Origin of the sequence: Actinotalea sp. JY-7885 (genome assembly GCF_014525465.1) — a bacterium.
Lineage (GTDB): Bacteria > Actinomycetota > Actinomycetes > Actinomycetales > Cellulomonadaceae > Actinotalea.
Map to the genome: position 1 here is coordinate 1 of NZ_JACEXH010000158.1, position 7,379 is coordinate 7,379.

Consider the following 7,379-nt stretch of genomic DNA (forward strand, 5'->3'; position numbering starts at 1 on the left):
CTCACCGCCCAGGCCGAGGCGTGGGCGACCGGCCAGCGGACGCAGGCCCTGCAGGTCGCCGCGGCGGCCATCGAGCAGGCCGACGCCGTCGCCGCGACGGCCGCGCCCGTCGTGGACCCCGGCGCCGTCGCGCCGCTGGACCAGGCGGTCGCCAGCCTCGAGGCCATGATCGGCTCTGCCGAGCCGGCCCCGGGCACCACCCAGGCCGCCGAGACCGAGCTGCGCGACACGCTCCTCGAGCGCACGAGCCGCGCCTCCGGCGGCCGGGGTGCCGTGCCCACCGACGGCGACGCCGAGGCGCCGGCCGAGGCCACGCCGGCGCCGCAGGCACCCGTCGCCCCGGTCTCGGACCTGGCGGCCACCCAGGAGATGGTCCAGGTCGCGGAGCAGGTCACGGCCCTCGCCGCACAGGTGCAGGCGGCGACCGAGGCACGCATCGCGGAGAACGCCGCCCGCGCGGCCGCCGAGGCGGCCGCCGCGGAGATGGCCCGCAAGGTCGCCATCGCCGAGGCCGCACCGAACGGCGAGATCCCGGCCGAGGCGCTGTGCGCCCCGGCGTTCGCGGCCGACGAGCTCCTGCGCTGCGACGCGGCCGAGGCGCTGGAGCGCCTCAACGAGGCCTACCGCGCCGAGCACGGCCACGACCTGTCGGTCGTCAGCTCCTACCGCAGCTACGGCATGCAGGTCGCCACGCGGCGCTCCCGCGGCGGCCTGGCCGCCACCCCCGGCACCTCCAACCACGGCCGCGCCGTCGCCGTCGACTTCGGGAACTTCGGTCGGCTGGGCAGCTTCAGCCACCCCGACTACCTCTGGATGAAGGAGCACGGGCCCGCGTTCGGCTGGCACCACCCGTCGATCATGGAACCCGGCGGCGGCGGCCCCCAGGAGCCGTGGCACTGGGAGTACGGCACCGACGCCGGGTGGGACAGCCCGAACCGCTGACGCGGCGTCCTGCCCACGGGGTATCCTCGAACACACGTTCGAGCAGCAGGAGGATCCCGTGGTGGGTGGGGACGGGCGCGTGGTCGCCAACCGGGACCAGCCCGCCGACGTGCCGGTGCGGCCGATGGGCGAGGTCCCCGTCATCGTGCGGGTGCAGTGGGCGGACGGGACCGAGGAGTGGCGCCCGGCCCGCGCCAACCGGTGGACCACGTCGCACGTCTTCGTCTGCTGGCGGGACAACCCGTCGGACGCCACCACGGAGCGCTACGAGTGGCTGCGCGCCGGTGACGTGATGCGCTCCGTCAGCTGGCTGGTGCCGCCCCACCGCACCCCGCTGCCCGGCCGGCGCTGAGGCCCGGAAGCGGCCGCTGCGGGGGAACCCGCACGTCGGGGCCACCGCCCCCGCCCCCGCCCGCTCGCGCGCCGGGCGGTCGGCCCGCACGATGGGCCCGTGCGGGACAACCACGCCGTGGCGGGTGTCGGTCGACGGCAGCGCGCCGTCGTCGGCGTGGTCGTCGCGACCGCGCTGCTCGGCGGCTGCGCGACGGTCGGCGACGTCTTCCCGCACGCTGCCGACGCGGTGCCGCGGATGGACGCCCTCGTGGCCACCGGGACCGACGTGGCGCCCCCGGCTGCGCCCGAGCCCGCGGAGCCCGCCTGCGTGCCGGCACCGCTCGAGCAGCGCGCCGCCGCCGTGCTCGTCGTGGGGCTCCCCGGTGTGACGGCGCCCGACGACGCGTTGGCGCAGCAGGTCGTCGATCTCGGCGTCGGCGGCGTCTTCCTCTCGGAGTCCAACGTCCGCTCCGCCGCGCAGGTCGCCACGCTCTCGGCGGGGCTGCGCGAGCGCGCCGCCCGGCCGCTGCTCGTCTCGACCGACGAGGAGTCGGGGCGGGTCGCCGTGACCCGCGCCATCGTGGGCGCGGGCCCCTCGCCGCGCCGGCTCGCGGCGATGTCGACCGCCGAGGTCCAGGCGTACGCCGCGGGGCTCGGCGCGCGCCTCGCCGAGGTCGGCGTCGACCTGGACCTCGCCCCGCTGCTCGACCTCGACGACGGCGCCGCCGGCGGCGTCATCGGGGACCGCTCCTTCAGCGCCGACCCGGCGACCGCCTCGCGGTACGGCCTCGCGTTCGCGGCCGGGCTCCAGGACGCGGGCGTCACGCCGACCGTCAAGCACTTCCCGGGGCAGGGCCGCGCGACCGACGACACCCACGCCGGGAGCGCCGTCGTGACGACGCCCCTGGCCGAGCTGCGGACCACGGACCTGCTGCCGTTCCAGGACGCCGTCGACGCCGGGGTGCCGGTGGTCATGCTCAACCACGTGCAGTACGAGGCCCTGGACCCCGCCCTGCCCGCCTCGCTGAGCCCCGCGGCGTACGCGCTGCTGCGCGAGATGGGCTTCGAGGGCGTCGCGATGACGGACAGCATCGGCATGGGCGCCGTGAACGTGCGGTGGGACTTCCCGGTCGCGGCGGTGCTCGCGGTCGGTGCGGGCGCCGACGCCGTCCTGGCGACCGACGGCAACCAGGCCGTCCGGATGCGTGACGCCCTCGTCGCCGCCGTGCACGCGGGCGAGCTGCCCGAGGGGCGCCTCTCCGAGGCGGCGGCACGGGTCACGGCACTGGCCGGGGGCGACGCGCGCGCGATGTCATGCCTCGATCCCGGGGTGCCGGGAAGGGGCGGACCAGGAGAGACTGGCCGAGCAGCCGTCAGCGTGCCCCGCTAGGGTCCCGCAGAGCGACGCGCACCATCACGACGGAGGACCCATGGCCAGGCGGGTGAAGTCGGTCGAGCAGTCGATCCGCGAGACGGACGAGCCGGCCCACCGGCTCAAGCGCGACCTCAGCGCGTGGGACCTGGTGGTGTTCGGGGTCGGCGTCATCGTCGGCACGGGCATCTTCGTGCTCACGGGCACCCAGGCCGCCACGAACGCTGGCCCCGCGGTGGTCCTCTCGTTCCTCCTCGCGGGGCTCACCTGCGGGCTCGCGGCGCTGTGCTACGCCGAGCTCGCCTCGTCCGTGCCCGTCGCGGGCAGCGCGTACACGTTCTCCTACGCGACCCTCGGCGAGGTCGCGGCGTGGATCATCGGGTGGGACCTGCTGCTCGAGCTCATGCTGGGCGGCGCGGTCGTGGCGCGCGGCTGGTCGGCGTACCTCGCGCAGCTCTTCGGCCTGCCCACCTGGCTCGCCGGTGACGCCGCCCGCCCGGACTTCGCGGCGATGGCCATCGTCATCCTGCTGGGCTTCCTCCTCATCCGCGGGTCCAAGCTCTCCAGCCGGTTCACCGCCGTGCTCGTCGTGGTGAAGATCGCCGTCGTGCTCCTGGTGATCGTGCTCGGCGCCATGTACATCAACACGGCGAACTGGAGCCCCTTCGTCCCGCCCGCCGAGCCGGCTCCGGCCGCCGAGGGCGGCGGCCTCATGCACCAGCCGATCATCCAGGCGTTCCTCGGCCTGGAGCCGACGATGTTCGGGGCGTTCGGCGTCGTCGCCGCCGCGTCCGTCGTCTTCTTCGCCTACATCGGGTTCGACATCGTGGCCACCACGGCCGAGGAGACGCGCAACCCGCAGCGGGACATGCCGCGCGGCATCCTGGGGTCGCTCGCCATCTGCACGGTCCTCTACATGGCCGTCGCCGCCGTCATCACCGGGATGGTGCCGTACGGGGAGCTCAACACCGCGGCGCCGCTGGCCGAGGCCTTCTCGAGCCTCGGCCTCACGTGGGCGGCGCGGCTCATCGCGCTCGGCGCCGTGGCCGGGATCACGAGCGTGATCCTCGTGCTGATGCTCGGCCAGTCCCGCGTGCTCTTCGCGATGGCTCGCGACCACCTGCTGCCCCCGGGTCTGGCACGCGTCCACCCGAAGTTCGGCACGCCGTGGCTCATCACCGTCGTGGTCACGGCGTGCGTCGCCGGGCTCGCCGGCTTCGTCCCGCTCGAGACGCTCTCCGAGCTCGTGAGCATCGGCACGCTCTTCGCGTTCGCCGTGGTCTGCATCGGCGTCCTCGTGCTGCGCCGGACGCGTCCCGACCTGCCGCGCTCGTTCCGCACGCCCGGCGTGCCCCTCGTCCCGATCCTCGGTGTGGTGGCGTGCCTGTGGCTCATGATCAACCTGCCGCTGGACACGTGGATCCGCTTCCTCGTCTGGATGGTGATCGGCCTCGTGGTGTACATGGCCTACGGCCGGCGGCGCAGCCGCCTGGCGACCGGCGCGACGACCGGCGCGACGCAGGGCGAGGCATGAGCCCGAGCACGCTCCTGCTGGTCCGCCACGGCCAGAGCCTGGGCAACGTGGCGGCCGACGCCGCCCACTCCTCCGGTGCCGAGGTCGTGCCCGTCCCCGCGCGCGACCCGGACGTCGAGCTCTCGGCGCTGGGCGAGGCGCAGGCCCGCGCGCTGGGCGCATGGCTGGCTGCGCAGCCGGTCGCGGAGCGTCCCGCGACCGTGTGGGCGTCGCCGTACGTCCGCGCCCACCGGACCGCCGAGATCGCCCTGCGCTCGGCCGGTCTGGACCTGCGTGTCCGCCTGGACGAGCGCCTGCGGGACCGCGAGCTCGGGGTGCTGGACACGCTGACCGGCCGCGGCGTCGACGCCCAGCAGCCGTTCGAGGCCCAGCGCCGGCGCTGGCTCGGGAAGTTCTACTACCGACCGCCGGGCGGGGAGTCCTGGGCCGACATCGCGCTGCGGCTGCGCGCCTTCCTCACGGACCTCGACGTGCTGCGTGCGGCGGGCGCGGTGGGCGAGGGCCCCGTGATGGTCGTGTGCCACGACGCGCCCATCATGGTGCTGCGCTACCTGTGCGAGGAGCTGACCGAGTCGGAGATCCTCGCCGTCGGGCGGGAGCGCTCGCTGCGCAACACGTCGGTCACGCGCCTCGTGCGCGACGGGGGCCCGGGCACCGTCTGGACGATGCGCGACTTCGACGCGGCGGACCACCTGGCCGAGCTCGACGTGCCGGCGACCGCGCCTCCGGGGACCACTGATGGCGCGCTCTGAGCCGATCACGCCGGCCACCCTGCGCGCGTGGCCGCTCCCCCGGGACGCCGGGTCCAAGGACGAGCGCGGCTCCGTGCTCGTCGTGGGCGGCGCGCGGGAGACGCCGGGTGCGGCGATGCTCGCCGGCATCGCGGCGCTGCGCGTCGGTGCGGGCCGGTTGACGTTCGCCGTCGCGGAGTCGGTGGCGACGGCCGTCGCCGTCGCCGTGCCCGAGTCCGGCGCGGTGGGGCTGCCGGAGACCGCGGGTGGCCTGCTCGACGGGGCCGGGACGGACCGCCTGGCCCCGAACCTCGAGCGCGCACGGGTCCTCGTGGTCGGGCCCGGCCTGGCGGGGGCCGACGAGACCCTGGCCCTCCTCGAGACACTCCTGCCGCTGGTGGGCAGCGACACCCAGGTGGTGCTCGACGCCTTCGCCCTCGGGGTCCTGCCGTCGGTGGACGACGCCCTCGTGGCCCGCCTCGCGGGCCGCCTCCTCCTGACGCCCAACGGCGACGAGGGCGCGCGCCTGCTCGACGGCGACGAGGACGACCCCGTCGCCATGGCCCCCCGCATCGCGCGGCGGTACGGCGCCGTGGTCACGTGCCGCGGCGCCGTCGCGGACCCGGACGGCGCCCTCCACGAGGCCTCGACCGGCAACGGCGGCCTCGCGACGTCCGGCAGCGGCGACGTCCTGGTGGGCGCGGTCGCCGGGGTCCTCGCCCGCGGCGCGACGCCGCTCCAGGCGGCGTGCTGGGGCACCCACCTGCACGGCGCCTCGGGCGGCCGGCTCGCGGCGCGCGTCGCCCAGCGCGGCTACCTGGCCCGCGAGCTGCTGGAGGAGCTCCCCTCGGTCCTCACCGAGCTCGAGGCCTGACCACGCCGTCGTCCTGCAGGTCGTGCTCGGCGAGCTCGCGGAACTCGTCGGGGACGCCGTTCGACCTGGTCAGGGCCGGGAGGTAGCCGACCGCCCCGGCGCCGAACCGCTGCCGGATCGCGTCCATCGAGCCGTCGACGGCGTGCCGCGCCGCACCCGTCGGGGATCCCGCGCGCCAGGGGTCGCTGGGCCCGAGCTCGAGCTCCAGCTGGATCGCGCGCTGCTCGGCGAGGTGGGAGACCTGGACGCCGAGCAGCGAGATCTCCGGCTCGTCGGGCGTCTCCTCGATCGCGGCCCACGCCAGCCGCTCGGCGACCTCGGTGAGCGTCAGCGTGCTGGCCACGGCCACGTCGAGGGTCCGCGAGCGCGTGACCGAGCGCATCCCCGCGAAGCGGACCCGCACGGTCACGGTCCGGCCCGCCTGGTGCGTGGCCCGGAGCCGGCGCGAGACCCGGTCGGCCAGGTGGGCCAGCACCTCCCGCACGAGGTGCCGCTCGGGCCGGCGCCGCCCGAGCGCGGACTGGGCACCGACCGACCGGGCGCGCCGGGACGTCACGACGGGTCGCGGGTCGTCGTCGTGCGCCATGGCGTGGAGCTTGCGCCCGACGCCGCGGCCGAGCAGGTACTCCACGAGGTCCGTCGGCATCCGCGCCAGCTCGCCGATGGTGCGGATCCCGGCGTCGGCCAAGCGGCGCGAGGTCACGGGCCCCACGCCCCAGACGAGGTCCACGGACAGCGGCGCGAGGAACTGCTGCTCCGTGCCGGGCGTGACCACCACGAGCCCGTCCGGCTTGGCGACCTGGGAGGCGATCTTCGCGAGGTGCTTGGTCCGCGCGACGCCGACGGAGATCGGCAGGCCGACGTCGCCGCGGACGCGACGACGCACCATCCCGGCGATCGTCTCGGGCGTCCCGAACAGGTGCGTCGCCCCCGAGACGTCGAGGAACGCCTCGTCGATCGAGATCCGCTCCACCTCCGGCGTTACGTCCTCGAGCACCGCCATCACCCGGTCGGCGATCCGCTGGTACTCCCCGAAGGTGCCGCGCACGAAGACGAGCGAGGGGCACAGCCGCGCGGCGCGCCACCCCGCCATCCCGCCCTGGACCCCGTAGGCCTTCGCCTCGTACGACGCCGCCAGCACGACGCCGCCCGTCGGCCCGCCGCCGACCGCCACGGGGCGTCCGCGCAGGTCCGGGTCCAGCAGCTGCTCGACCGACGCGTAGAACGCGTCCAGGTCGGCGTGCAGGATCGTCGCGGCGGTCACGCGATCAGCGTACTCGAACACACGTTCGACAGCGCCGGTCGCGGGCGCGGCGCACAGCGATGGCAAGGACCCGCGGGTCCTTGCCATGCTCAACGTATAGCGCGCCCGGGATCTTGCGGCAAGACCCCCGTCGCGCCGGAGAATCGCCGGCCTGGGCCGCCGACGATCGGAGCCGCACCATGGAACCCGTCACGACCAGCGCGTTCGCCCTGCCGGAGCGCCTCGCGGCGAAGGCCGACCCGCGCCTCACGGCCGACGACGACCGCCACCTCGCCGCGGTCGCGGCGGCGCTCGCGGCGGCCGCCGCGACGGCCTCGACGCGCCTCACC

At 75.9% G+C, this 7,379-nt stretch carries 7 protein-coding genes; 6 read left to right on the top strand and 1 reads right to left on the bottom strand.

Annotated elements, in window-relative coordinates:
* From IDM29_RS13095 to IDM29_RS13120, 6 genes are all read left to right on the top strand, one after another.
* The coding region (locus IDM29_RS13095; protein ID WP_188037617.1) for a D-alanyl-D-alanine carboxypeptidase family protein at positions 1-942 on the top strand (942 nt) is incomplete at its 5' end.
* A 61-nt stretch (positions 943-1,003) separates the two neighbouring features.
* Positions 1,004-1,294: a hypothetical protein gene (locus tag IDM29_RS13100; protein WP_255491858.1), complete on the top strand. Its 291-nt coding sequence runs from the start codon at positions 1,004-1,006 to the stop codon at positions 1,292-1,294.
* Positions 1,295-1,393: 99 nt separating this feature from the next.
* Positions 1,394-2,665: a glycoside hydrolase family 3 N-terminal domain-containing protein gene (locus IDM29_RS13105; RefSeq protein ID WP_182113885.1), complete on the top strand. Its 1,272-nt coding sequence runs from the start codon at positions 1,394-1,396 to the stop codon at positions 2,663-2,665.
* 40 nt (positions 2,666-2,705) lie between these two features.
* Positions 2,706-4,181: an amino acid permease gene (locus IDM29_RS13110; RefSeq protein WP_182113884.1), complete on the top strand. Its 1,476-nt coding sequence runs from the start codon at positions 2,706-2,708 to the stop codon at positions 4,179-4,181.
* Complete coding sequence (locus IDM29_RS13115; protein ID WP_182113883.1) at positions 4,178-4,933, top strand: histidine phosphatase family protein; 756 nt, start codon at positions 4,178-4,180, stop codon at positions 4,931-4,933. The genes IDM29_RS13110 and IDM29_RS13115 overlap by 4 nt, the downstream gene beginning before the upstream one ends.
* Positions 4,920-5,786, top strand: a complete 867-nt coding sequence (locus tag IDM29_RS13120; protein ID WP_182113882.1) for an NAD(P)H-hydrate dehydratase — start codon at positions 4,920-4,922, stop codon at positions 5,784-5,786. The genes IDM29_RS13115 and IDM29_RS13120 overlap by 14 nt, the downstream gene beginning before the upstream one ends.
* On the opposite strand, the gene dinB is transcribed toward IDM29_RS13120, so the two are convergent.
* Positions 5,767-7,050 carry a DNA polymerase IV gene (dinB, locus tag IDM29_RS13125; protein WP_255491857.1) on the bottom strand — a complete coding sequence of 428 codons (1,284 nt, stop codon included), beginning with the start codon at positions 7,048-7,050 and terminating at the stop codon, positions 5,767-5,769. The two genes, IDM29_RS13120 and dinB, sit on opposite strands and share 20 nt — an antisense overlap.
* Between the last annotated feature and the right edge of the window lie 329 nt (positions 7,051-7,379).

Bases quoted from the DNA above. Each gene is read 5' to 3' on its own strand.
- IDM29_RS13110 (WP_182113884.1), top strand. From the start codon at position 2,706: ATGGCCAGGCGGGTGAAGTCGGTCGAGCAGTCGATCCGCGAGACGGAC.
- IDM29_RS13115 (WP_182113883.1), top strand. From the start codon at position 4,178: ATGAGCCCGAGCACGCTCCTGCTGGTCCGCCACGGCCAGAGCCTGGGC.
- IDM29_RS13120 (WP_182113882.1), top strand. From the start codon at position 4,920: ATGGCGCGCTCTGAGCCGATCACGCCGGCCACCCTGCGCGCGTGGCCG.